Origin of the sequence: Aeromonas sp. (assembly GCF_051657805.1) — a bacterium.
Classification (GTDB): Bacteria; Pseudomonadota; Gammaproteobacteria; order Enterobacterales; family Aeromonadaceae; genus Aeromonas.
Map to the genome: position 1 here is coordinate 218,782 of NZ_JBOFLJ010000061.1, position 22,725 is coordinate 241,506.

At 62.7% G+C, this 22,725-nt stretch carries 20 protein-coding genes; 3 read left to right on the forward strand and 17 right to left on the reverse strand.

Annotation, left to right across the window (positions count from 1 at the left end; genetic code table 11):
* Positions 1-11: 11 nt before the first annotated feature.
* Entirely contained in the window at positions 12-710 is a 699-nt protein-coding gene (locus ACRCYW_RS19770; protein WP_438551703.1) for an ATP-binding protein, read from the reverse strand.
* A 222-nt stretch (positions 711-932) separates the two neighbouring features.
* Here ACRCYW_RS19770 and ACRCYW_RS19775 point away from each other — a divergent pair, with 222 nt between their 5' ends.
* The 3 genes from ACRCYW_RS19775 (at position 933) to ACRCYW_RS19785 (ending at position 3,440) form a co-directional block, all read left to right on the forward strand.
* Positions 933-2,249 (forward strand): MFS transporter, encoded by a 1,317-nt coding sequence (locus ACRCYW_RS19775; protein ID WP_438551704.1) that lies wholly within the window; start codon positions 933-935, stop codon positions 2,247-2,249.
* A gap of 168 nt (positions 2,250-2,417) precedes the next feature.
* On the forward strand, positions 2,418-3,134 hold the full coding sequence (locus ACRCYW_RS19780) for a MarC family NAAT transporter (protein WP_438551705.1): 717 nt from the start codon (positions 2,418-2,420) through the stop codon (positions 3,132-3,134).
* A gap of 102 nt (positions 3,135-3,236) precedes the next feature.
* Complete coding sequence (locus ACRCYW_RS19785) at positions 3,237-3,440, forward strand: hypothetical protein (protein ID WP_438551706.1); 204 nt, start codon at positions 3,237-3,239, stop codon at positions 3,438-3,440.
* Positions 3,441-3,551: 111 nt separating this feature from the next.
* Here ACRCYW_RS19785 and tldD read toward each other — a convergent pair whose 3' ends face one another.
* From tldD to ACRCYW_RS19865, 16 genes are all read right to left on the reverse strand, one after another.
* Entirely contained in the window at positions 3,552-5,000 is a 1,449-nt protein-coding gene (gene tldD, locus ACRCYW_RS19790) for a metalloprotease TldD (protein ID WP_438551707.1), read from the reverse strand.
* Between the two features lie 190 nt (positions 5,001-5,190).
* Complete coding sequence (locus ACRCYW_RS19795) at positions 5,191-5,997, reverse strand: carbon-nitrogen hydrolase family protein (RefSeq protein ID WP_438551708.1); 807 nt, start codon at positions 5,995-5,997, stop codon at positions 5,191-5,193.
* 124 nt (positions 5,998-6,121) lie between these two features.
* Positions 6,122-10,018: a YhdP family protein gene (locus ACRCYW_RS19800; RefSeq protein ID WP_438551709.1), complete on the reverse strand. Its 3,897-nt coding sequence runs from the start codon at positions 10,016-10,018 to the stop codon at positions 6,122-6,124.
* The gene (gene rng, locus ACRCYW_RS19805; RefSeq protein WP_438551710.1) at positions 10,019-11,488 is read right to left on the reverse strand and encodes a ribonuclease G; all 1,470 of its coding nucleotides are present in this window, start codon (positions 11,486-11,488) and stop codon (positions 10,019-10,021) included. It abuts the gene before it with no gap.
* A gap of 92 nt (positions 11,489-11,580) precedes the next feature.
* Positions 11,581-12,168, reverse strand: coding sequence for a Maf family protein (locus ACRCYW_RS19810; protein ID WP_438551711.1), 588 nt, complete (start codon positions 12,166-12,168; stop codon positions 11,581-11,583).
* Between the two features lie 52 nt (positions 12,169-12,220).
* On the reverse strand, positions 12,221-12,706 hold the full coding sequence (gene mreD / locus ACRCYW_RS19815; protein WP_332503961.1) for a rod shape-determining protein MreD: 486 nt from the start codon (positions 12,704-12,706) through the stop codon (positions 12,221-12,223).
* The gene (gene mreC, locus ACRCYW_RS19820) at positions 12,706-13,614 is read right to left on the reverse strand and encodes a rod shape-determining protein MreC (RefSeq protein WP_438551712.1); all 909 of its coding nucleotides are present in this window, start codon (positions 13,612-13,614) and stop codon (positions 12,706-12,708) included. Before mreC ends, mreD begins: the two co-directional genes overlap by 1 nt.
* Before the next feature lie 41 nt (positions 13,615-13,655).
* On the reverse strand, positions 13,656-14,696 hold the full coding sequence (locus ACRCYW_RS19825; protein WP_005308111.1) for a rod shape-determining protein: 1,041 nt from the start codon (positions 14,694-14,696) through the stop codon (positions 13,656-13,658).
* Between the two features lie 216 nt (positions 14,697-14,912).
* Positions 14,913-18,683 carry a DUF6701 domain-containing protein gene (locus ACRCYW_RS19830; protein WP_438551777.1) on the reverse strand — a complete coding sequence of 1,257 codons (3,771 nt, stop codon included), beginning with the start codon at positions 18,681-18,683 and terminating at the stop codon, positions 14,913-14,915.
* Positions 18,683-19,141, reverse strand: coding sequence for an MSHA biogenesis protein MshP (locus ACRCYW_RS19835; protein ID WP_438551713.1), 459 nt, complete (start codon positions 19,139-19,141; stop codon positions 18,683-18,685). The genes ACRCYW_RS19830 and ACRCYW_RS19835 overlap by 1 nt, the downstream gene beginning before the upstream one ends.
* Entirely contained in the window at positions 19,131-19,916 is a 786-nt protein-coding gene (locus ACRCYW_RS19840) for a PilW family protein (RefSeq protein ID WP_438551714.1), read from the reverse strand. The genes ACRCYW_RS19835 and ACRCYW_RS19840 overlap by 11 nt, the downstream gene beginning before the upstream one ends.
* On the reverse strand, positions 19,916-20,533 hold the full coding sequence (locus ACRCYW_RS19845) for a type IV pilus modification PilV family protein (protein WP_438551715.1): 618 nt from the start codon (positions 20,531-20,533) through the stop codon (positions 19,916-19,918). The genes ACRCYW_RS19840 and ACRCYW_RS19845 overlap by 1 nt, the downstream gene beginning before the upstream one ends.
* Positions 20,520-20,999 (reverse strand): pilus assembly FimT family protein, encoded by a 480-nt coding sequence (locus tag ACRCYW_RS19850; RefSeq protein ID WP_438551716.1) that lies wholly within the window; start codon positions 20,997-20,999, stop codon positions 20,520-20,522. Before ACRCYW_RS19850 ends, ACRCYW_RS19845 begins: the two co-directional genes overlap by 14 nt.
* Before the next feature lie 57 nt (positions 21,000-21,056).
* A complete protein-coding gene (locus tag ACRCYW_RS19855) occupies positions 21,057-21,503 on the reverse strand; it encodes a prepilin-type N-terminal cleavage/methylation domain-containing protein (protein WP_438551717.1) in 447 nt (148 codons plus the stop codon).
* Between the two features lie 18 nt (positions 21,504-21,521).
* Positions 21,522-22,181: a type II secretion system protein gene (locus ACRCYW_RS19860; protein ID WP_438551718.1), complete on the reverse strand. Its 660-nt coding sequence runs from the start codon at positions 22,179-22,181 to the stop codon at positions 21,522-21,524.
* Between the two features lie 72 nt (positions 22,182-22,253).
* A complete protein-coding gene (locus ACRCYW_RS19865; RefSeq protein WP_438551719.1) occupies positions 22,254-22,718 on the reverse strand; it encodes a hypothetical protein in 465 nt (154 codons plus the stop codon).
* Positions 22,719-22,725: the final 7 nt, after the last annotated feature.

Sequence of the window (22,725 nt, forward strand, 5' to 3'; positions counted from 1 at the left end):
ACATCGCCGGATCAGGACTCGTCACTCGCCTCGGCCACTGAGCCGACCGGCAGCAGATCCGTAAAGACGAAGCCGTCCCGCACCACGGTTTCCCCTGTTTCAATGGCCAGCGGCCGCTGGAACATGGGGCCATCGTAGGCCAGGGTGTGAAACTCCCCGTTCTCCCCGCAAGGGTCCACTCCATCGGGCAGGGCCGCCAGCAAGGCTTCATCGAAGTCATGCCCCCCGAGGCTCATCTCCAGCGTCCTGGGATCCAGCGTGCTGATCCGTGCCTTGAGCCCAGCCACCATCATCTCCCGCGCCAGGACCCGGGTATCGCTACCCCAGAGCGGGAACAGGGCCGTGATGCCGGTTCCCTCGAGCTGGCGCTCCCGATAGGCACGCACATCCTCGAGGAAGAGATCCCCGAACGCCATATGCCGGATCCCCCGCGCCACCACCTCTTCGATGAAGCCGGTCATGATGCGGCCATACTCCTCGTTGCTACAGGGCCAGGGCAGATCGATGGCCTCTATGGGCAACCCCACGCACTCGGCCTGCTGCATCAGCAACTGCTTGCGCACCCCGTGCATGGCGACCCGCTCGAACGCCTGGTTGAGGGTGGTGAACAACCCCACCACCTCGATGGCCGGGTCTTGGCGCAACCGATGCAGCGCCCAGGCGCTGTCCTTGCCGCTGCTCCAGGAGAGCAGTACCTTGGTCTTCGTCATTCTCTATCCAACCCTCGTTTATGGGAACCATGCAACCTCTGCCACGGATCCGGGCTCCACGGCCGGTCGCCATCAGGTCCGCTTGTGACCTCAGTGTTGCAAGACTGTGTTGCGAATTGTGCGATTTACATTTCGGGATACAAAAGCATACCCTCGTGGGTGAGCGTATCCCCGCAAAGGATGGGGAACAATAACTAAAAAAATGATGGGAAACATAAGGATATGACTACAGTCCACACACCGCATGAGCACAATCGCCCCCTCAACCGACAGGATTACAAGACCCTGAGCCTGGCGGCCCTCGGCGGCGCCCTCGAATTCTACGACTTCATCATCTTCGTCTTCTTCGCCGTGGTCATCGGCGAGCTCTTCTTCCCGGCCGACATTCCCGAGTGGCTGCGCCAGTTCCAGACCTTCGGCATCTTCGCCGCCGGTTACCTGGCTCGCCCCCTCGGCGGCATCATAATGGCGCACTTCGGCGATCTCATCGGCCGCAAGCGCATGTTCACCCTGAGCATCATCATGATGGCGCTGCCCACCCTGCTGATCGGCCTGCTGCCCACCTATGCGGCCCTCGGCATCGCCGCCCCACTGCTGCTGCTGCTGCTGCGGATCCTGCAAGGAGCCGCCATCGGTGGCGAGGTGCCCGGCGCCTGGGTCTTCGTGGCGGAACACGTGCCCGCCAAACGGGTCGGCGTCGCCTGCGGCACCCTCACCGCCGGGCTGACCGCCGGCATCCTGCTCGGCTCCCTGGTGGCCACCGCCATCAACCGCGGCATGAGCCCGGTCGAGGTGAGCGAATGGGGCTGGCGTCTGGCCTTCGTGCTGGGCGGCGTGTTCGGCATCGTCGCCATGTACCTGCGCCGCTGGCTGCACGAGACCCCGGTGTTCGCCGAGATGCAGGCCAACAAGGCGCTGGCCGAGGAGCTGCCCCTCAAGACGGTGCTGCGCGAGCACAAGGGCAGCGTCATCGTCTCCATGCTGCTGACCTGGTTGCTCTCCGCCGGCATAGTCGTGGTGATCCTGATGACCCCGACCTATCTGCAGAAGGTGCACGGCATCAGTCCGACCGACGCCCTGACCGCCAACTCCCTGGCGATCCTGGCCCTGACATTAGGCTGCGTCTTCTACGGCCGGCTCATCGACGCCATCGGCAGCGGCCCCACCTTCATGCTGGGCTCCTTGCTGCTGGCCGGCACGACCTACGCCTTCTACCACGGTCTGGCGGCGGGCATGGATCAGCTGATCCCCCTCTACGTCCTGGTCGGCTTTTCCGTCGGCATCGTCGGGGCCGTGCCCTATGTCATGGTCAACGCCTTCCCGGCGGTGGTGCGCTTCTCCGGGCTCTCGTTCTCCTACAACGTGGCCTACGCCATCTTCGGCGGCCTGACCCCCATGCTGGTCACCCTCTGGATGAAGGAGGACCTGCTGGCGCCGTCCCACTACGTAGTCAGCCTGGCTGCCCTGGGCTTCGTCCTTGGCCTGATCTTCTGGTTCCGCCAGCGTGGCCAGCATCAGGGCCGTCCACAAACCGCCTGACCCAGGCAGCGTCAACTCGTGCCACAAGAGATCCGATGTGAACAAGGGCCCCGACTTTCGGGGCTCTTCCGTTCCGGCTATATTCAGCCGGGCTCCCGTAGAGTAGCCCCCCTTTCGGACCAGACCCGCGTCTGGTCCCTGTGTTTGCCAACCCTTCCGAGGTGAAAGATGTTCTTCCAGGTCGTATTCATCGCCTTGCTGGCACTGCTGCCCATGGTCAATCCGCCCACCACCGCCACCCTGCTGCTGGGGCTGAGCAAGGGCATGTCCCGCGAGCATATCCGCCGCCAGATCAATCTGGCCGCCATCTACCTGTTCAGCACCCTGTGCGTCAGCTTCTTCATCGGCTCCTCCATCCTGGATCTGTTCGGGATCTCCATTCCCGGCCTGCGCCTGGCCGGCGGCCTCATCATCGCCTTCATCGGTTTTCGCATGCTGTTTCCGGCGCCGTCCCAGGCCACCGAGAATGACATCAACCAGAGCATCGCCTTCGTGCCCCTGACCATGCCCAGCATGTGCGGCCCGGGTACCATGGCCCTGGTGATCAGCGGCGCCGCCCAGATTGCCGAGCTGCCGGCGGACTACAACCGCTTCGTCATCTACTCCGGCATGGTCACCGCCTTCGCCCTGATGAGCCTGCTCAGCTGGGGCGTGCTCAAGCTGGCGGATCCCGTGTGCAAGATCCTCGGCGCCACCGGCATCGACGCCATGACCCGCATCATGGGCTTCCTGCTGGTGTGCATGGGCATGCAGTTCTGCATCAATGGCATCAAGGAGGTGGCGCAAGATCCCGTGTTCCACGGTGCCCCTGCTCCCCAGGTGCAACACCATATCCCCGCAGGCGAGCACGGCATCAAGCCCGGTCTGGTCTCCCCCGGATCCTGAGGACGGCAGCAGCCCAATTAGCATGTTTTTTGTACAGCAAGGGTTCAGCTTGTGAGGCCTACAGTGGCTTGGCCCGTCAAGCTACCACTTAGGAGAGATGGAATGGATAAGATGCTGACCGAGATCCGTAGCTACAGTCTGTTTCATGAGTACCTGAACGTGGTGGGTGCCACCAGCCCCAATCCGGCGCAAGTCACGCAGGACTGGGAGTACAAGAGCGCCAACCGTCTGCTCGCCAGGATCAAGAAGGATCCCCAGGGCAACACCCGCTACTACATAGATGCCCGCGCCATTTCGGTCAATTGACCCGCCTCTGCCCAGCCCCGGCCTTCGCCGGGGCTTTTTATTGCCCGCTCACCCAACAAAAACCCCGGCACAGGGCCGGGGTTTCTATTGGATAGGTCAGGGAGAGCCGCCCTACTGGGTGCCGCCCACGGTGAGGCTGTCGAGCCTGAGGGTTGGCTGACCCACGCCGACGGGGACACTCTGCCCCTCCTTGCCACAGATTCCCACCCCGCGATCCAGCTGCAGATCCCGGCCCACCATGGAGACCTGGCTCATGGCCTCAGGGCCGTTGCCGATGAGGGTCGCCCCCTTGATAGGTGCGGTAATTTTTCCGTCCTCGATGAGGTAGGCCTCGGAGGCGGAGAAGACGAACTTGCCCGAGGTGATGTCCACCTGACCGCCGCCGAAGTTCGGGGCATAGATCCCCTTCTTCACCGAGGCGATGATCTCCGCCGGATCATACTGACCCGCCAGCATATAGGTATTAGTCATGCGCGGCATCGGCAGGGCGGCGTAGGACTCGCGCCGGCCATTGCCGGTCAGCGGCACGCCCATCAGGCGGGCATTCTGCTTGTCCTGCAGATAGCCCTTGAGGATGCCGTTCTCGATCAGGACGTTATAGCCACCCGGCGTCCCCTCGTCGTCGATGGAGACCGAGCCGCGACGCCCTGGCAGGGTGCCGTCGTCGACTATGGTGCAGTGCTTGGAGGCGACCTGCTCGCCGATGCGGCCGGCGAAGGCGGAGGATCCCTTGCGGTTGAAGTCCCCCTCCAGACCGTGGCCCACCGCCTCGTGCAGCAAGACCCCTGGCCAACCTGCCCCCAGCACCACGGGCATGGCACCGGCCGGCGCATCGATGGCCTCCAGGTTCACCAGCGCCTGGCGCACGGCTTCGCGCACATAGCCGAAGGCACGGCTCTCCAGACCATCAAGTTCCAGGAACCAGTCGTAACCGAAGCGGCCACCGCCACCGGCGCTGCCACGCTCGCGCTTGTCCCCCTTCTCGGCGATCACGGTCACCGACAGCCGCACCAGGGGGCGCACGTCGGCGGCTAGGGTGCCGTCGGTGGCAGCCACCAGGATCTCTTCATAGACGCCGCTGATGGAGGCCATCACCTGATTGATGGCGGGATCCAGGCTGCGGGCAAACTTGTCCATCTGCTCGAGCAGGGCGATCTTCTGCTGCTTGTCGAGGGTCTGCAGGGGATCCATGGCCGGATAGAGCAGGTTTGCCGAGGTTCTGGCCCAGGCCTTCACCTTGCCCTGGGCCCCGGCGGCGGCGATGCCACGGGCGGCGGTCACAGACTGCTGCAAGGCCAGCAGGCTCAGCTCGTCCGAATAGGCGAAGCCGGTCTTCTCGCCGCTGACGGCACGTACCCCCACCCCCTGATCGATGTTGTAGCTGCCATCCTTGACGATGCCATCCTCCAGCATCCAGGACTCGTGCCAGCTGCGCTGGAAGTAGAGGTCACCGAACTCCACCTGATGGCTCATCAGGCTGCCGAGCAGCTGCTGCAGTCGCCCTTCATCGAGATCGTTCGGGGCCAACAAGGAGGCACTAACCTGGCTCAATAGACTCAATTTCTTCTCCAATCTCGATATGAGATGTCATGACGGTTCATTCATGGGGGCCAACCCATGGGGATCACAGCAAACCGGCGTGGCTCAGTACCGGCAAACGGCTGCGTTTCGATTCACTTTATATCCATCACAGTAGTCGGGCGTGGCTCAGTACCGGCAGACGGCCGCGTTTCCATTCTTCACCACACCATCAGAGCAAACGGGCGTGCTCCATCACGGGCATGGTGCGTTTCAATTCATCGATAAGCCCGGCATCCATCCGCGCCAACACGGTGGCGCAGCCCGATGGCTGGCAGGCCAACACCCGACCCCAGGGGTCGATCACCATGCTGTGGCCCCAGGTCTGGCGCCCCGTCTCGTGGGTTCCCCCCTGGTTGGCGGCCACCACGTAACACTGATTCTCGATGGCGCGGGCCCGCAGCAGTGGCTCCCAGTGCGCCTCCCCGGTCACGGCGGTGAAGGCGGCGGGCACCAGCAGCACCCTGGCACCGGCGAGGGTCAGCCGACGATAGAGCTCGGGAAAGCGCAGATCATAACAGATAGAGAGGCCGAGGGGACCAAAGGGGGAGTCCACCAGTGCGGGCTCGCGGCCCGGGCTGAAGGTTTCAGACTCCCGGTAGCGGCCGTGGTTGTCCGCCACGTCCACATCGAACAGGTGGATCTTGTGATAATGCCCCTTGCACTCCCCGTCCGGCGCGAACACCAGCGAGCTGGTGTGAATATGCTCGGAGCCTGCGATGGTGGTGGGCATGGCTCCGGCCACCAGCCAGATCCCGTGGGTTTTGGCCCAGTCGGCCAGCTGTCGCTGGATGGGGCCATTCCCCAGGGGCTCGGCGCCATCCAGATAACCCTGCCGCTCCCCGAAGAGGGCGAAGTTTTCCGGCAGCAAGGCCAGCAGCGGGCGTTCCGGTGGCAGAGCAGCCAGCTCAGCGGCGATCCTTGCCTGGTTGTCTTGCCAGTGACGGCCTGAAATCAACTGTATGGCGGCTAACCACATGACGCGCTCCTTGTCGTTGGGCAAGCCATGGGGGTCTCCCTCTCGCTTGCCGGGATTACAGCACTATGAGGACTTTGGGGCCGGGGGGAAAGGGAAATGAGCGGCCCCTTGCAAGGGCAGGCACTCAACGCTGGCCTGAACCCTGATGCTTGGGATTGAGCAGGAAGGGGGTCACCTCTTGCGCCGGCAGGCTGGGGGCGACCGCATCTACCGCCTCTTTCTGCTGCTGGTTGAGCTTGATCCGGGCCCTGTCCCGTCCCGCCTCGATGAGCTTGGGATCGTCCAGCGGGCCCGAGACCCGGAAGTCGATGCGGGTCACCACGTCCACCACCGGCTCCAGCAGCTTGGAGAGGGCCAGCACATAGAGGCCTGTGATGGGCGTCAGGGAGAAGGCGGCCACCACAGGCAGGGTGCCACCCAGGTTCGGGGAGAAGCTCAGCTCGTAGTCGAGGCGCCAGCGCACCAGATCGGCGATGCCCTCTCCGCGCAGGTTGCCCGCCGCCCCCTTCATGTAGAAGTCCTTGTTCTCCGCCACCCCCTGCTTGATCCTGGCCGAGGCGGACATGGACTCGAAGTAGAAGCCCTTGTCGAACACGTCGCGAAAATCGAGGCGCAGCTTGCGCAGCAGGGAGTCCAGGCTCAGCAGGGAGAGCAGGCGTGCCCCCTTGTCGTTGACCTCCCGCAGGGTCCCTCCTTCCAGCTGGTAGTCGGCCGTGCCGGTCAGGGTCGGCAGGTTCAGGCGGTAGGGGACGTCCTGCCAGTTCAGATCCAGCGCCAGCTTGCCAGGGGCGTCGCCTATGGGGGAGGTGAAGCCGAGTCGCTTGAGCAGCAGCTCGCTGTTCTGGGTGCTGAGCCGGGCGCTGGCCCGGGTCTGCATCTGGCCGGACCGGGACAACCATTGCGCGTTGCCCTTGAGGGTACTGCCGGCGAGCTTCATCTCCAGCCCTTTCAGCGAGAGGCTGTTGGTGCCGGGCACCAGCTCCCCTTTCAGCTCCCCGAGGGGCAGCTTGCCGAAACGGCAGTCCACGCAGCTGAAACGCAGCCAGGGGATGGCATCCATGATGGCCCGATCCTGGCGGGCATCGGCCTTGGGACTGAGATCCGACCCCTTGCCGGACCAGAAGATGCGGGCGAACTTGGCGTCTATGGGTTGCTTGTCGGTGACGGGCACCCGCACCACCCCCATGACATCCGGGCTGTCTATCATCACCTCGGTGGCCTGGCTGACCGGCCCCACGGTGAAGTGCACCGCCTTGAGGTTGGCGCTGCCGATGTCGGCGCGGGCCAGCTGACCATCCACCCACCACTCCTGGGGCAGGAAGGAGGGGCCGACCACGGCGTTGCCGCTCTGTACCTGGCCTGGCAGCCACTGCTTGAGCCGCGCCAGCCAGCCGGCCACGTCCGCCTGTTGCTGATTGATGGCGAGCAGCATGGGCTTGTCCTGCAACACCCGGGCACCAGGCTGACCGACATCGACCCGCACCCGGCTCAGGTAGGGGGCCCCTTCGCCGTACACCAGCCGGCTCTGCATATCCACGTCCGCCCCCAGCACGCCGCGAATGTCGGCGCTGCCGTCGCGCCCCCGCGCCGTGACCTTCAGCGGCAACCGGCTGTCGGCGGGCTTGGCGAGGGGAGACGGCAAGTCCAGCCCCATGCCCTGCAGGTTGGAGTCCAGCGCCAGCTGGAAGCTGAACGGCTTGTCGTGGGGCAGGGTCAGCCCCAGGGTGCCGCTCCAGTTGCTGCGTCCCTTGAGCAGATCGAGGGCCGGAATATCCCGGCGCTGGCGGCTGCTGTCCCAGATCCCCCTGAACTTGAGGTCGACCTGGTAGTGATTGGGCTGTTGCTTGCCCTGATAATCCAGGGTCAGCGGCTGGTTCCACAGGGTCGCCTTCAGGTTGCTGAAGCGCGTGTGCTCGTTGTCATACTCGAGTCTGCCCTGAACCCCTTCCAGCGGCATGTCCAGGGTAGCGATCCTGACCTTGTTGTTGTGGAAGCTGGCATCCCCGCTGGCCTTCACCTCCCCCTCTCCGTCGAGGGGGATGTCCAGCTTGACCGTGCCCTTCATGGGCCCGCGGATCTCGATTTCCCTCAGCGCCTGACCGACCGAGCCACCCAGGGGGGAGTCCTGCAGATAGTCGCTGATGGCCTTGCCCTCACCCGCCACCTTGGCATCCACGTAGAGGTGGGCACCGGGGGAGAGATCCGGGATCCAGGCGTGCACCGAGTCGGAGCTGGCCTTGCCGAGGCGGGTGGACCGGCTGTTCATGTCCAGGCCCGCATTCTGGAACAAGAGATCGATCTGCAGGTCGGTGAGGGGTTGCCAACCGGGGAAGAACTGGAAGGTGGCCTTCTCCAGGGGGACGGCCACCTGGAAGACGCCCTTGCCGTTGTCATAGGGGAAATCCCTGAACTCCCCATACCAGAGCAGATCGGCGCTCGAGGCCTGACCCCCCTTGATGGCGCCGCTCAGGTAGTCCACCAGACCATCGCTCATCACCGCCAAGGGGTAGTAGCGATCCGCATGGGCCGCCGTCTTGACGTCGATGCGACCGGTCAGGGCGAGGAAGGGGTGCTCGAACAGCTCGAGCCGGAAGCGGCTCGCGAGGTGCAGGTCCGAGTTGTCCAGCACTATGTCCTGGCCATAGAGCACCCAGCCCTGCGGCGCCTTCCACCAGTCGAGCCGCGCCTTCAGGTTGTCGACCGGAATGGGCTCCTTGAAGTGACGGGCCGGATCCACCTTGCCCTTGCCGAGGGTCAACCGGGTGCTGCCCCCCTCCGGGGTCAGCCAGAACTCGCCGTTCAAGCCCTGCAGGCCGGGCACATCGTGCCAGGCCTTGGTGCCGAGCCCGACGAACTGACCGCTGAGGGAGAGTTCCTGCCAGTTCGCATCCGCCTGCAGGATGAGATCCTGCAACCTGCCCTGAGGTTGGGTGCGCTTGAGGGTTTCGGTCAGCCTGGGATAGAGGCCGGAGACCAGCTGGCTCAGGCCGGCGACCTGCTTGAAGTCGATGGCGGGCACATAGCCCTGGATGCGATCCCCCACCCGTTCGAGCTGCAGCCGGCTGTGCAGCCAGGTGGCCCCATCGAGCTTGAAGATGACGTCGTGGCTGGCGAGCTGCCACTCCTCCCCTTTCCGCCGCAGCTGGATCTTGCCTCCCCGCAGTTCGAGGCGATGGGGCTCGCCCTTCTCCTCGTCCTTCCAGATGAGGTGGTTGTTGCCAAAGGCCAGCAGGGAGTCGCCGAGCTGACCGTTCGCAAAGTCGCTCCAGAGCTGGAAGTCGAGCTGACCGGTCACCCTGGGCTCGCCGGCGTGGATCCTGGCCAGCATGGGGCTGATATCGAGCTCGCTGGCCCCCAGGTAGAGCCGCCCCTTGAGCCTGTCGAGGCGAACCTCGGGGGCATCCACGTCAAGGATGAGATCTATGGTGCTCTCGCCGATGCCGTTGATGAGGTAGGCCTTGCCCACCCCTTGGTGGCGCTTGCCGCGATTCTGCCAACGGAGCTGGGCGATGTTGAGGGCGCGCACCTCCCCCAGGGCCGTGGTGACGCTGAGGCGGGTGTCGTGGATGTCGAAGGTGGAGAGCTGGGTCAGCAGGAAGCGCAGCAGGGCCTCCTGCTGGCTCGGGTTCTTCTCGCCGCTCGGCGCCGCTGGCTGGGCCAGATCCAGCGCAATGTCCCCATCGCTCAGCATCAGCTGGCCGAAGACGGGCTTCCATTCGTTGAGGGAACGCCAGAAGTCGAGGTGGGCCCAGACCTTGCCGAGGCGCAGGGAGAAGCGGCCGGAGTCGGGGTCGATGGCGAGCCCCTGCAACTCGAGGGCCGGCCCGCGCTGGGTCCAGTCAAGGCCGACGTGCTCGACGCTGACCTCCAGCTTGCTGTCCCCCAGCAGGGTGGCGATCAGCGCCTGTCTGTGCTGGTTGAGCAAAGGGCCGCCGAGACGCACCACACTGACCAGGATGGCCAGCAGCACGAAGAAGACCCCGAGGGCTAACCAGCCCCGACTCAACCAGCGATAGACCAATTACATCATCACCACATCGAATTGTTCCTGCCCACAGAGCGGTTCCGTCACCACCCTGACCTGTTTGCCGATGAAGACCTCCAGCTCGGCCAGACTGTGGGACTCCTCGCCACGCAGGTAATCGGCCACGGAGGGCGCCGCATAGACGGTGAACTGATCCGCATCGTAGGCGCGGTTGACCCGGATGATCTCCCGCAGGATCTCGAAGCAGACCGACTCCACCGTCTTGACCCGACCGCGCCCCTTGCACTCGGGGCACTCGGAGCAGAGCACGTGTTCCAGGCTCTCGCGGGTGCGCTTGCGGGTCATCTCCACCAGGCCGAGCTGGGAGAAGCCATTGACGTTAGTCTTGGCCCTGTCTTTCGCCAGCGCCAGCTCCAGGCTGTGCAGTACACGCCGGCGATGATCCTCGGACTGCATGTCGATGAAGTCGATGATGATGATGCCACCCAGGTTGCGCAGGCGCAGGTGGCGCGCGATGGCGGCGGTCGCCTCGACGTTGGTGTTGAAGATGGTCTCTTCCAGATTGCGGTGGCCGACGAAGGCACCGGTGTTGATGTCCACCGTGGTCATGGCTTCGGTCTGGTCGATGATGAGGTAGCCGCCGGATTTGAGCTCCACCTTGCGCTCCAGGGCGCGCTGGATCTCGTTCTCCACGTCGTAGAGATCGAAGATGGGGGAGTCGCCGAGATAGTACTCCAGCTTGCCGGCGAGCTCGGGCACGTACTCCTCGGTGAAGCGCTTGAGCTGATCGAAGCTCTGGCGGGAGTCCACCCGGATCTTGTCGAGCTCGGTGCCGACGAAGTCGCGCACCACCCGGAACGCCAGGCTGGGATCCTCGTACAGGATCTTGCAGGGCGGGTACTTCTGCTTGCGCTCCAGGATCTTGCGCCACAGCCGCTTGAGGAAGGCGGCGTCCTGCTCCAGCTCCTGCTCCCCCACCCCCTCGGCGGCGGTGCGGATGATGTAGCCACCGAGCTCGTCCACATAACCGGCCACGGTGCGCTTGAGGCGCTCGCGCTCGGCTTCCGACTCGATGCGTTGGGAAACCCCCACATGCGCACTCCCCGGCATAAATACCAGATAGCGGGATGGCAGGGTGATGTCGGTGGTGAGGCGGGCGCCCTTGGTGCCCAGCGGATCTTTCACCACCTGCACCATGATGTCCTGCCCCTGGCGCACCAGCTCGGCGATGTTGCCGGCTTGGAACTGCTCCTTCTCCTTGATCGCCACGCACTCGGTGTGGGGCACTATGTCGGAGGCGTGCAGGAAGGCGGCCTTGTCCATGCCGATGTCGACGAAGGCGGCCTGCATGCCGGGCAGCACCCGGCTGATCTTGCCCTTGTAGATGTTGCCCACTATACCGCGCTTGGCCTGGCGCTCCACGTGCACTTCCTGCAGCAGGCCATTCTCGACCAGGGCAACCCGGGTCTCCGAGGGGGTGACGTTCACCAGCAGTTCTACTGACATAAGTTACCTTGCCTTTCTAGTTTTGAATTCTGGCTGGCCAACTGGCACATGAATGCACGCAAGTGGTAACGCAGCAGGGATCGCTGGACGGGTTATCGACCCTGTTCGAGCTGCTGGCGGATCAGCAGATCCGTCTCCAGCAGGGGCAGGCCGACCACGGCGCTGTAGCTCCCCTCGATCCGACTGACAAACTTGCCGGCTATGCCCTGAATGGCGTAAGCGCCAGCCTTGTCGCAGGGTTCACCGGTGCGCCAATAGGCCTCGATCTCGGCCTCATCCAGCTTGCGAAACGCCACATTGGTGGTGACCAGCCGCACGTCGCAGCGCTCCGGGGTGGCCAGGGCCACCGCCGTCATCACCTGATGGACCTTGCCGGAGAGCGCCTCCAGCATGTCCTTGGCGTCGAGCAGATCGGACGGCTTCTCCAGCACCCGCTCTCCCAGCACCACTATGGTGTCGGCGCCCAGCACGGGCAGCGCCGTCGGAGCCGCCGCCACACCGGCCATCGCCTTGTCACGGGCCAAGCGGCAGACGTAGTCCTGGGGCTTCTCCCCCTCGCTGCGCTGCTCGGGCACATCCAGCCTGAGCACCTCGAAGCGGTAGCCCAGCTGGGTCAGCAGTTCGTGCCGGCGGGGAGAGCCCGAGGCGAGATAGAGTTGCAGTTCGTTGTGCTTGTTCATATTCGCTTAAATGAGATGAGGTACGGTTACAATTTATTGTTTTTACTCATATTCACTTGATATTGAAGTGACGGCGCACCTTGCGCAAGACCATAAAGATCCAGGGCCATATTAGCATCGTCGTCAACGTCGACCAAAAGTAGGCGAAGTTGAGGCTGGCGCGGCTGAACAGGTGCTCGGCCCAGAACACGGTGATCTTCCCCACCAGGGAGAGCAGACCGATGATCAGCGCCTGTTGCCAGAGGGAGAAGTTGCGGATCTTCTGGAACTGGAAGGCCGCCAGGTAGGTGGTGATGGCCATGGCCATGGCTCGCACCCCGAGGGTGCTGCCGAGCAGCACGTCCAGCAGCAGACCGGCTACCCAGGCGGTACCGACGTTGGTTCTGTGGGGCAGCGCCAGAGCCCAGTAGATGAGCACCATGGCGAGCCAGTCCGGCCTGAACGGCTCGAATTGAAAGGGAAGCGGCAGGATGGAGAGGCACAGGGCCAGCAGGATCGAGACCCAGATCCAGATCCTGCCGCTGGCAGGTTGCAGCATCAGCGGGTCGCCCCCGCCGCCGACGTCGCGGACGCGGCAGAAGCTGCCGCGGGCGCGTCCAGGGCCTCGTTGTCATGCACTTCCGGCTTCTTGTCGGTCCACAGCAGCAGCAGGTAGCGCAGACGGTCCAGCGCCACCAGAGGCTTGGCCTCGATCTGGGCGAAGGGCTTGCCCTCCACGTAGTCGGAACGGGTCACGGTTGCCACCGGATAGCCTTCCGGGAAGCGGCCGCCGAGGCCCGAGGTCACCAGCAGATCGCCGACCTGCACATCCGTGTTGCGCGGCAGGTTGCGCAGCTCCAGCTTGTCCAGCTCGCCGCTACCGGAGGCGATGGCGCGCAGGTCGTTGCGCAGCACCCGTACCGGGATGCCGTGGCTGGAATCGGTGATGAGCAGCACCCGACTGGTGGTGGAGCCCACGTGCAGCACCTGGCCGACCACCCCCTGATCGTTGATCACCGGCTGGCCGTTGTAGACGCCGTCCAGCGCCCCCTTGTTGATCAGCACCTGATGGCTGAAGGGATCGGAATCCACCGACAGCAGCTCGGCCACCATCTTGCGGGACTCCTTGTGCACCGGCGAACCGAGCAATTCCCGCAGCCGCTGGTTCTCGTGCTCCAGTTGATCCAGCTTGAGCAGACGTGCACGCAGGGTGAACAGCTGTTGCTCCTGTTGCTTGGTCTGTTCGATCAGGCTGGAACGGGTCTGCACCTGGGTCGACATGGTGTCGAGCAGGGTACCGGGCGCGTTGGCGATGTATTGCAGCGGGCTGACGAGGGAGCTCAGATAGACGCGGACGTGCGTGAACACACCGAAGCGGGAATCCGCGACGATGGCAGCAACCGAGATGATGACGGCGAGAAACAACCGTAACTGAAGCGAAGGGCCTCTACCAAAGATGGGTTTCATGAGTCGTCAAAAAAGAGCCGGCGCTCGGCCGGCTTTGGGTCTTATTCGTAGTGGAACAGATCGCCACCGTGCATATCGATCAGCTCCAGCGCCTTGCCGCCGCCACGGGCGACACAGGTGAGCGGATCCTCAGCCACGACGACCGGGATGCCGGTCTCTTCCATCAGCAGACGGTCGATGTCTTTGAGCAGGGCACCACCACCGGTCAGCACCATACCGCGCTCGGAGATGTCGGACGCCAACTCGGGCGGGGACTGTTCCAGCGCCACCATGACGGCGGAGACGATACCGGACAGCGGCTCTTGCAGCGCCTCCAGGATCTCGTTGGAGTTCAGGGTGAAGCTGCGCGGTACCCCTTCGGCCAGGTTGCGGCCACGCACCTCGATCTCGCGCACCTCTTCGCCCGGATAGGCGGAGCCGATCTCGTGCTTGATGCGCTCGGCGGTGGCTTCCCCGATCAGGCTGCCATAGTTGCGACGCACGTAGCTAATGATGGCTTCGTCGAACTTGTCACCACCGATGCGTACGGATTGGGAGTAGACCACACCGTTCAGGGAGATGATGGCCACTTCTGTGGTACCACCACCGATGTCCACCACCATGGAACCGGTCGCTTCGGAGACCGGCAGGCCGGCACCGATGGCGGCGGCCATGGGCTCGTCGATCAGGTACACCTCACGGGCGCCGGCGCCCAGTGCGGATTCCTTGATGGCACGACGCTCTACCTGGGTGGAGCCGCACGGCACGCACACCAGCACACGGGGGCTGGGGCGGAAATAGTTGTTATCGTGAACCTGCTTGATGAAGTGCTGCAGCATCTTCTCGGTCACGTAGAAATCGGCGATCACGCCGTCTTTCATCGGACGAATGGCGGAGATGTTACCCGGGGTACGACCCAGCATCTGCTTGGCGGCATGACCGACAGCAGCGACCGATTTGGCGTTCCCGCGCTCTTGGCGAATGGCGACAACTGAGGGTTCGTTAAGGACGATCCCTTGATCTTTTACGTAGATCAGGGTGTTGGCAGTTCCCAAGTCGATCGACAGATCGTTGGAAAAGACGCCTCTGAGCTTTTTGAACATGGCTACGGGAAATCCTAAGAATTTGGAGGTGCAGAAAACCGGCTAACTTTACCAATGCCCACCCCAATCGGCAAGCGCTCAAACTGTCGCCAATCAATCAGGCGCGACAAAAATGCGAGTCATCACTCACCCGCACAGGCCGACAAAGACTAAGAAACAAGGAGATAAGGTGCTGACTCATGCCAAAGCCCCCCTCTCCCCGTCAGCATATCAATTTCAGGGCATCACTTCGCGGCGATAAATAATCCGATCATTGCCCCGATCCCGGCCAAAAATAGCCTCTCCCAGCAGGTGATCCGCGGTCGCGGGATCCGCCAGCCAGATCGGTTGGGACGGCTGCTTCTCCAGCACGATGCTATAAGGAATCCGTACGGACTGGTTCGGCGGCGCGAAGTGGAACCAGGTTGCACCGGCATTGAAGCGGGTCTGGCTGCCACCGGGAGCCTGGTGGCCCAGCCCGAGGCGAATGCGAGTGCTGTCTTTTAGGATCAGGTCCCCGCTCGCAGCATCATAGCGTTGATCGGCATCGGTGAACGCCATGCCGCCCCCGATCAAGGCTATCTGGGTGCAGATATCCTCCGAATTGGTGCGCCACAGCCCCCCTTCGAAATACTGCACCTGCATGGGCAGCGCCAACGGGGCGCTGTCCACCCCCTGGCGGGTGCTGGCCAGCAGGCGGCCGTAGTAGGCGACCATGGTGTCGCCCGCCCCCTTCGGAATGGAGAGCTGCCTGGCGGTGCAGTTCACCCCGCTCTGGCAACTGCCGTTGACGGCCGGATTCATGTTCCGATCCGCGAGGAAGCTGGTCTCGGTGGCCTCACCATCCCCCACCTTGAGCCCCAGCCGCAGCAGCCGCAGTGGCTCCTCCGGGGCGGTCAGGCTCGGAGTGAGTTCACGCAGGCGCACGAAGCGGCTCTGACCATCGAAGCTGGTCTGCCCGCTCACCCAGTTCTGGCTCAAGGGATCCAGCCGGTTGGATCTGTCGACCCCGTCCTGATTATTCGCGGCCACCAGGGAGATCACTCCCTTGGCGAAGGCGTCCCGGTAGTTCTGGGTGACCCCACCCTGCTTGTTGCGCGCCTGCACCGTCGTCTGTACCCCGAACGGCTGACTCATATAGCTGAAGCCGCCGCAGGCGGGAGTGACGAAACCACTCACCAGATTGAAGTCCCAGGGCACGAAGCGCCCCACGGGCACGCTGGTGGCGGCGGGTATGGTGTAGCCGAAATAGCCCGTCGAGGCCGAGCTCGCGACCGGCGGTGTCGCCGTCATCCGGAAGACCCCGACCTCGTTGACCGACTGGGTGAGGGTGTTGAGGTTGTTGCTGCCTTTCGTGTTTGAGTGGTCATAACTGGCCGTGCCGACCACCGCCTCCACACCGGGCTTGGGGGCCACCAGCTGGCTGCCGAGGGCAATATTGGCCAAGGCGAAGTTGGGGGTGGGCAGGTTACCGCTACACAGATCCCCGTCGTTATCGGCCTGCCAGGCCATGGCCGCTATGGCCAGCGGGAAGTCTTCCCCCGTTCTCTTGAACAGGGGGCAACTGCTGCTCCCCGCCGTGCAGGCCCCCTGGGTTGGCGTGATGCAGAGCCCGACCGGGCGGCTGACGAAGATATCCGAACCCGTCATCACCAGACCCTCGGTATCCCCGCTGCCGTCGTGACGGGCATTGAGCCGCATCTGGCCCGCATCCGGATAGCGGACATTCTTCAGGGTCGCCTTGCCCTGGCTATCGAAAGTCAGGTTGAGGGGTGTCGCCGCCGGGGAAGTCACGCTCGCAGCATAGGTTGAGATAGGGTTGCCATCTATAGCAATCTGACTGCCGAACCCATTGGCACTTGGGTTTGTATAAGTACCCCAGAAGCCGACCGAGCGTGCGCCGGTAAAACCAGGGACGCACTGCTGGGTCGCATTGTCTTTCTTGACCGCGCTGATCACCACATCCTGAGGCTTGTTGGCCAGGGTATCCAGCACGTCAAACACGAAGCCGCTGTCGGCGAAGTTGAGGGTACAGGCGGCGGCGCTCAGGGCGCCGCTGCCTGCCCGACAGAGGGTGGTGCTTAGCGGCTTGGTGGACGGCGAGGAGCCGCTCACCCCCACCGTCACGGCGCTCGCCAGGTTGTTGCGAAGCTGCAAGGTAGTAGTGCCGCCGCTGAAGGTCACGGTGGCTGTGTTGCCGCTATAGGTCACCTGGTTGCTGGCCACCCAGCCGTTGCTGCCACTCTTGAGCGGCATCAGGGTGGCGCTCACCTGATCCGTGATGAGGGAGCTGCAACTGGCGTTGGCACAGGCGCGTATGGTCAGAGTCTCGGGATTGCAGGTCAGGGCATTGCCGCTGTGATCGAACTCGAAGTGATCGATCTGGGTTCCCACCGGGCTGGAGTTGAGGGCGCAGATCTGGACGTTGTCGATCTGGTGGGCGTTGGTGAGATCCCCGGTAGACCCTGTCAGCGATAGCAGGAGATTCTCCGGAATGGCTGCCTGACCGCTCTGTCCCGCAGCATTGAAGCTGCCTATCAGGGTGCTGTAGCCGCTGCCGGTGTTGCGCTCCACCTTGACCAGAGACTGGCCGCTGGTGCGGGAATCCACCGTCAAACGGTAACGGTGGGGGCGATTGCCGTCCGAGCCGCTGTCCACGGTCGGCGAGAGGCAGTTGCCCGTGGTATTGCTGCTGCCGTCGTTACAGGTGCCCTTGAGGTAGTTGTAGCCGCTGGTGCCGGAGCCCGAGCCACGCACCGCCACGGCCTGCTGGCGCCGCCCCTTGTTGGTGCTGCCACCTTCGCCGGAGAAGTTGCCGTACTCGTCGATCCCCACCCCCAGCCAGCCGCCGGCAAAGCCGTTCACCCCCGTCTTGAAGCCATAACCGAGGGGCCCGCCGAAGGCACCGGGTTGAGGGGTTATCTTGGCATCGGACAGCACCACCGCCATGCCGTCCGCCCCGTTGCCGCCATAGGCGTAGTGGTCGAACTCTATGGTCACCAGGTTGTTGGCGGCGGGGAAGAGCCGCTGATAAGTCGCCGAGGTGGACTGGCGGGTACTGGCCTGGGTCATGCCGAGGCGACCATTGACGATGGAGGGGGTAAAGGTGCCGCTGCTGCTCGCCACCACCCAGCTGCTGCTCAGGGCACTGGCCGAGAAGTCATCATTGAAACAGCTGAGCGGCGGAGTAATGACATTGTCATTGATGCTGGACTGCGCATCCATGCTCAGATAGCGGGTCGTGACACGACCATAAATGGTTGCAGTATTATTCATGGTCAACTTTTCGTCGGTATAAAGATAACCATAAAACTTGGTACTGCTATCAAGCACCATGTTGTTGTAGTTAACCCAGATCAAACTGCCTTTATTGTCTTCATTGACATCAACGTTATTTACAAACTTTACGTCATTATTGACGAATATCCTGGTCAAACCCGAACCGGTTAATTTTATGGTGGCATTATCGATCGTCAGTTGGTCGATATAATAATCACCTTCACCAAGCAGTATCGTTGCGTTGTTTCTCAACGTCAGATTTTTCAACAGATACTGGCTACGGCTAGGAAACGTCAAAGTACAGTTTTCGGCAGTAATAGAACCATAGCTATCCGATGACACCGTCTGCTGTCCGGACTGACAATACAGAGTATTAGTGGCTTTGATAGATGGAAATTGATTGGAACCATCCATCTTGAGCCCACGAATATCCGTCTGGGTTATCTGACAGACTTGATAGCCGCCGACGCCATTATCACAGCGCGGGGTATTGTTCTGATCCTTGTTAATCGAACAGAAGTTTAATGCCTTGCCCCCTGTCCCGTTAATCTTCGGGTTATTGACCTGATACAGCTGATCACCACTGATCTGATGGCAGCTGTTGTTGTTATTGCCATGGTGACCTTGCACAACGGCAGGGAACACTTCACCCGTATCGATTGTGTCAAATGCCCCCCAAGCCATCGGAGCGGCGACAGACAAGACAAGCATTATCAGCCAACGGCTCATCATGGATTCACTCCATCAAAAGCTTCCGCCACCAGGGTGCGGCTGACGGCAAAGTCCGGGTTGGGTCCACTGTTCACCCCGGGATCCCCGCAGCGCCCCTCGCTGCTGAAGCGATAGCCGGTCTGGGTGATACCGGCCGTGCTCACCGGCACCGGGGTACAACTGACGATCGCCTTGCAACCCACCAACCCCGCCTCCGTGAAGTTGAGCGTCAGGGGGGCGCAGGTCTGCCCGATCCATTGGCCGCTTGGATAGAGCCGGTAGAGGGCGATTTCCAACCCGCTCTGGGCCGCCATCAGGGCTCGCACCCCGCGCACCTCGGCGGTGTGCTTCTCGCCGCTGTCCAGCAAGAAACGGCCCATGGCCGCCGCCAGCAGGGCCATGATGACGATGACAAAGAGCGCGATCATGATGGCGCTGCCCCGCTGATGCCTGTGGGAGGCAGGCTTAAGGGACATTGAGCACCTCCAGCTTGTGGTTGAAACTGACGCTCTCGCCGCGCTGTTCGAAGATGAGTCTCAGCCCTACCTCACTCTGGTTGAAGGCGGCGGGATCCCGATAGAAGTAATAGGCCGCAGGGCGAATATGCTCGGCCATCAACTGCGTGGTCTCGTTACTGCTCAGACTGCTGCTGACGGGCTTGGCCATTCGCCACAGGCTCCCCCCTCTTATGCAATAGAGCACCTGCTGGTTCGCAAAATAGATGCGCTGGCCCGGGGAATCCTTGGCAAGAGCGGCGGCCAGGGTCAGCGGCAAGGCCCCGGACACGGGCGTCCCCACCTCGGTCACCTTGGCAGTGCAACGCCCCTGCAGACAACCTTTGTCCAGCGTGGTTGTATTGCCTGCCGTGACATCTGGCAGCGGATAGACGACGGCCAAATCCTGTTTGGCAGGCAGTTTGACTGGGGTGACTATGCGCAGCACCGTGCTCACCGCCGGCCCCAGATAACGGCTGGTGGTGACGATGGGCCAGAAGCGCAGGCAGCTCCCCCGCTCCGCCAGGCCGCCCGCATCATCCTCCACCCGCACCGAGCCCGGCACGGCGTCACGCAGCTCGCGATTGAGCCGCTCCATGGCGAAGCGGGCATCGCTCATCAACTGCTCGCGACTGCTGGCATCCCCGTAGATCTGGGTGCCAATGCCGATAAACTGGCTGGTGAAGGTGGCCATGACCCCGAGCAGCAGGATCACCATCACCAGCTCTATCAGGGTGAAGCCCCGTGCCGCCCGCATCAGTAGTTCCCCCGATAGACGGCAAACGCCAGCTCACTGCGATCCGGCAGCCGCACCCAGAGCTCGATGCGCTTGCCGGTGAAGCAGGTGCCGCTGCAAGCGGGCAGCGGATCCTTGGTCAGATCGACCCCGCTCACCCGGATCCGGATCCCGAACTGGCGATACTCGCTCGCATCCAGGTTTGAGCCGCTCTGAGCACTGAAGTAGTTGGCAGGCACCCAGCCACCGTCGCAGCTGGCCAGCCCCTTGGCGCAGATGGCGCTGGTCTGGTAGTCATCCACATCGTTGAACTGGTAGGGGCGAGTCTCGCCGCTGTCCGGGCCATAGCTGGCACTGTCGGTGCAGGCCGGGTAGGTCACCGCCGGGGTACCCGCCGTCTCGCCGCAGCGAAAACGCCCGCCATTATGATCCGAATGCTCATCGAAGGACTTCTCCAGCACCTCGCTCAGGATCCGCTGGGCCAGTTGGGCGGCCCGCACCTGCTGCACCGGATCCACCGCCTGGGGTGCCTGGTTGACAAGCAAGCCCAGGATGCCGGTGAGGGCCACCGCCAGCAGCACTATGCCGACGATAAACTCGATCAGGGTGAAGCCGCGGTGTGCATCAAGGGAGGGCATGGATATAGCCCTCCGGCTCGATGCGCAGGCGGGCGCTCTCCCGGCCATCGCTCACCACCAGGTTGCAACCACTGGCACAGGTCGATGGAGAGAGTGGGCGGCCGCTGCGCTGGTCGAAAGAAAAGCTGCCTTGGGGCAAAGACAGGCCGCTGGAGGCCGTGACCACTCGTCCACGGAGCTGCTCGGTCTGATTCCAGCCCGAAATGGGCCTGGCCGTGCAGCTGCCAAGCTGGGTCAGATGACCGAAACGGGCCTGTTCCACCACCAGCTGGGTGCAGCGCGCCCCCCCTTCCTGCATGTTCATGGTCTGCACCAGCCGCAGGCGGGCCACCAGCTCGTCCCTCAGTGTATGGGTTTCAAAGCCGCCTTTGCCCAGCCATTTGGGCACGGCAAAGGTGGCCAGAATCCCGAGCAACAGGATCACTATCACCAGTTCAATCAGGGTGAACCCCTTTTGTGTAGGCATTTGGTATCCCATTAAATAAAGAAAAAGCGAGGCCGAAGCCTCGCTTGCCAACACGTATTACTTACAGTTCTGCAATTCAGTTTTGAAGGGAACTGTGTCACTGGTTGCGGCTGTGTATTTCACGGTGCAGGTATTGCCACTGGTATTCGCAGGGGCAAAAGTGGACTCTAGAGCAGTTGCGCCTGACGCGACGACCCATCCGTCCAGAGTCACAGCGGCGGAAATGGTATTAGCGGTCGGGTAGCCATAGATGACCTTGACACCAGTCATCCCGGTCAAGTCCGTACCACCTGCTGCAGATGCCTTCTCCTGCCCATTCAATGCTGCTTTGCTATAGACCAGATTGGCTGCGCTGGACAATGCTGCCTGCACGCCCTGCGCGGCAGATTTCTTGGCATCATCCTGCAGATTCAGGAACTTGGGAGCGGCGGTGACCGCCAGAATGCCCAGGATGATGATCACGATCACCAGTTCGATCAGGGTAAAACCCGCTTGCTTCTTCATTGCATTTTCCTCGGTTAATCAATTGATATTGGTAATTACCTGGCCGGAGGCCGGGCGATAACTGAAACTCATGAACTCATTCGTGCTCCCTTGCGGGTCCTGATAGCGTCCATCACTGCCCTTGCTCAGGCTGTTGACCAGATAGTAACGGCAGACCGAATCCAGCCCGTTGTTGCTCACCGTTGCATAAAACTTCAGGTCATTGCCGCTACCGCGCACTTCATCGAAGCTGGCAGTCGCCTTGGGAGGATTTTGCAGCAATCCCTCCCAAATATAGAGACAGCGCTGGGCCGTCAGATTGGCCGGGTCCACGTCGGCATTGCCACTCGCCGCAGTGTCCATAGGATACCCGGGAGAGAGTTCACCATTATTGACCTGAGTGTCGGTGGGCGTCGTCAAATAGAAACGCGACCCGTCGTAGAGCACGGTGTTGAGGCCATCCTGCTTGGCGCGCCCTTCCGCTTCCCACTGGGCTCGCACCAGGGAGACGCCGGTCGCAAACCCGCCGGAGACCCCCTCCACGCTGGCCTTCTTCGCCTCGTCGGTGACGTCGAGGAAGCGAGGCAATGCGGTGACTGCCAGGATCCCCAGGATCACGATGACGATCACCAGTTCGATCAGGGAAAAACCCGTCATCTGACCGGGCCCACGACCGGATATCACTCTTGTTGCTGCCATGCTGCCTCCGTAATGATCCGCATTATTTCATGCAGTTAGAAAAAAATCATGTTGCCGGACCCACACGCTCACCTATTGAGGGAGCGATTGCACCCGCCCATCGCCAAAGCGGTAGAGGAGTCGCTGGGCCTCCCAGCCAAATTCACAGCCGCCCCCATCCTGGCTGGCCAATGCCTGTAGCGGCGGCAGGTTCTGCCCCCTATCGCCAATCAGGGTCACCCAGAGCCCACGGCAGTCGTCGGACGGGGACTGCAGCGGCACCACCCCGAGGGGCCAGCCTCGCTCATCGAACTGCCAGGCTACCCCCTGGGCGTGCAACACAGCGGGGCGCCGCTCGTCGAGCCAGAGCCCGTGCAGACGTTGGACCCGTTCGGCAAATTGCTCCCCCAGCAGGCTCAGGCTGACCGCCAGTGCCTGCTCCCTGTGGTTGCGATAGCTCATGGCCAGGGTGGCGATGATGACCAGCAGCAGGATCACGGCGGCAATTCGCCGATACCCTCCCAGCCAGCGCTCATCCTGCTCGGACTGTCTGCTCATCCTTGTC

Excerpts from the sequence above, each read along its gene's own strand:
- ACRCYW_RS19770 (WP_438551703.1), bottom strand. The coding sequence starts at position 710 with ATGACGAAGACCAAGGTACTGCTCTCCTGGAGCAGCGGCAAGGACAGC.
- ACRCYW_RS19775 (WP_438551704.1), top strand. The coding sequence starts at position 933 with ATGACTACAGTCCACACACCGCATGAGCACAATCGCCCCCTCAACCGA.
- ACRCYW_RS19780 (WP_438551705.1), top strand. The coding sequence starts at position 2,418 with ATGTTCTTCCAGGTCGTATTCATCGCCTTGCTGGCACTGCTGCCCATG.
- ACRCYW_RS19785 (WP_438551706.1), top strand. The coding sequence starts at position 3,237 with ATGGATAAGATGCTGACCGAGATCCGTAGCTACAGTCTGTTTCATGAG.
- ACRCYW_RS19795 (WP_438551708.1), bottom strand. The coding sequence starts at position 5,997 with ATGTGGTTAGCCGCCATACAGTTGATTTCAGGCCGTCACTGGCAAGAC.
- rng (WP_438551710.1), bottom strand. The coding sequence starts at position 11,488 with ATGTCAGTAGAACTGCTGGTGAACGTCACCCCCTCGGAGACCCGGGTT.
- ACRCYW_RS19810 (WP_438551711.1), bottom strand. The coding sequence starts at position 12,168 with ATGAACAAGCACAACGAACTGCAACTCTATCTCGCCTCGGGCTCTCCC.
- mreD (WP_332503961.1), bottom strand. The coding sequence starts at position 12,706 with ATGCTGCAACCTGCCAGCGGCAGGATCTGGATCTGGGTCTCGATCCTG.
- mreC (WP_438551712.1), bottom strand. The coding sequence starts at position 13,614 with ATGAAACCCATCTTTGGTAGAGGCCCTTCGCTTCAGTTACGGTTGTTT.
- ACRCYW_RS19825 (WP_005308111.1), bottom strand. The coding sequence starts at position 14,696 with ATGTTCAAAAAGCTCAGAGGCGTCTTTTCCAACGATCTGTCGATCGAC.
- ACRCYW_RS19830 (WP_438551777.1), bottom strand. The coding sequence starts at position 18,683 with ATGAGCCGTTGGCTGATAATGCTTGTCTTGTCTGTCGCCGCTCCGATG.
- ACRCYW_RS19835 (WP_438551713.1), bottom strand. The coding sequence starts at position 19,141 with ATGTCCCTTAAGCCTGCCTCCCACAGGCATCAGCGGGGCAGCGCCATC.
- ACRCYW_RS19840 (WP_438551714.1), bottom strand. The coding sequence starts at position 19,916 with ATGCGGGCGGCACGGGGCTTCACCCTGATAGAGCTGGTGATGGTGATC.
- ACRCYW_RS19845 (WP_438551715.1), bottom strand. The coding sequence starts at position 20,533 with ATGCCCTCCCTTGATGCACACCGCGGCTTCACCCTGATCGAGTTTATC.
- ACRCYW_RS19850 (WP_438551716.1), bottom strand. The coding sequence starts at position 20,999 with ATGCCTACACAAAAGGGGTTCACCCTGATTGAACTGGTGATAGTGATC.
- ACRCYW_RS19855 (WP_438551717.1), bottom strand. The coding sequence starts at position 21,503 with ATGAAGAAGCAAGCGGGTTTTACCCTGATCGAACTGGTGATCGTGATC.
- ACRCYW_RS19860 (WP_438551718.1), bottom strand. The coding sequence starts at position 22,181 with ATGGCAGCAACAAGAGTGATATCCGGTCGTGGGCCCGGTCAGATGACG.
- ACRCYW_RS19865 (WP_438551719.1), bottom strand. The coding sequence starts at position 22,718 with ATGAGCAGACAGTCCGAGCAGGATGAGCGCTGGCTGGGAGGGTATCGG.